This is a genomic window from Streptomyces sp. Ncost-T10-10d (genome assembly GCF_900091955.1).
Taxonomy (GTDB): Bacteria; Actinomycetota; Actinomycetes; order Streptomycetales; family Streptomycetaceae; genus Streptomyces.
Genome location: NZ_FMDF01000027.1, coordinates 1 through 1,067 on the forward strand (window position 1 = coordinate 1; position 1,067 = coordinate 1,067).

Sequence of the window (1,067 nt, forward strand, 5' to 3'; positions counted from 1 at the left end):
AGGCGGGTTCTATTGATCCCCGCAACACCCTGGAGTTCAGGGAGTTGCGGGGATCGTGGATTTCGAGGTGCTGAAGGCGAGGTTCTTCGAGGCACTGGACAAGGAGAACGGCAGCATCACTGCTGCGGCTCGTGCAGTCGGAGTGAACCGCAACACGGCGTTCGGATGGGCTCGTCAGGCCGGAATCCGCGGTCGCGGCAAGCCTCGCAGGCCCGGCCACCCCGGTCGGGCGGAGTACGAGCGGCTGCGTGCGGCGGGAGTCCGGCGCCGTGAGGCCGCCGCGCAGGCCGGCGTCCATGAGCGCACCGCTGAGGACTGGGACCGCGGTATCCGGCAGATCGGCCACTCGCGCCTGCACCCCGACGGGCGCCGCATCGACTACAAGACCGGTGTGACCACCATCGTCGCCACCGCTTCGGAGTCATCCCTCGCAACGGTCGAGGCCGAGCTACACCCCAGGTTCCTCACGGTGACCGAGCGAGAGCTGATCGCCGATCTGCACCGTGAAGGCCGGTCGCTGCGCGCGATCGGACGGGCACTGGGCCGACCGGCCTCCACGATCAAGCGGGAGGTCGACGCCCGGTCGGTCGATGGCGTCTACCGGCCGCACCGGGCCCAGCGAGCATGGGCGAGGAGCCGGTCACGCCCCAAGGACTCCAAGCTCGCCCAGGACGGCCCGCTCCGCCGGTTCGTCGCGGACAGGCTGCGGGAACGGTGGTCGCCCGAGCAGATCTGTCACGCTCTGGTCATCGAGTTCCCCGACGACGAGAGCATGCGCGTGAGTCCGGAAACGATCTACCAGGCAATCTACGTCCAGGCCCGTGGCGGACTGCGCCGCGAAGTCGCGGCCGCGCTGCGCACCGGGCGCACCCGTCGCAAGCCGCACCGCAGCCCGGACCAGCGCACCCGCCGGTTCGTCGACGAGATGGTGATGATCTCCGAGCGTCCCGCCGAGGTCGCCGACCGGGCGGTTCCCGGCCACTGGGAAGGCGACCTGATCGTCGGTCCCCGCAGTGAGAGCGCGATCGTGACCCTGGTCGAGCGCTCCACCCGCTACGTCCTGCTCG

The 1,067-nt window shown here is 70.0% G+C and carries 1 protein-coding gene; it reads left to right on the forward strand.

The window, feature by feature from the left end; genetic code table 11:
* Positions 1-244 precede the first annotated feature (244 nt).
* Positions 245-1,067 (forward strand): IS30 family transposase (locus tag GA0115254_RS02195; RefSeq protein WP_107451291.1); only part of this gene is annotated, 823 nt, incomplete at its 3' end.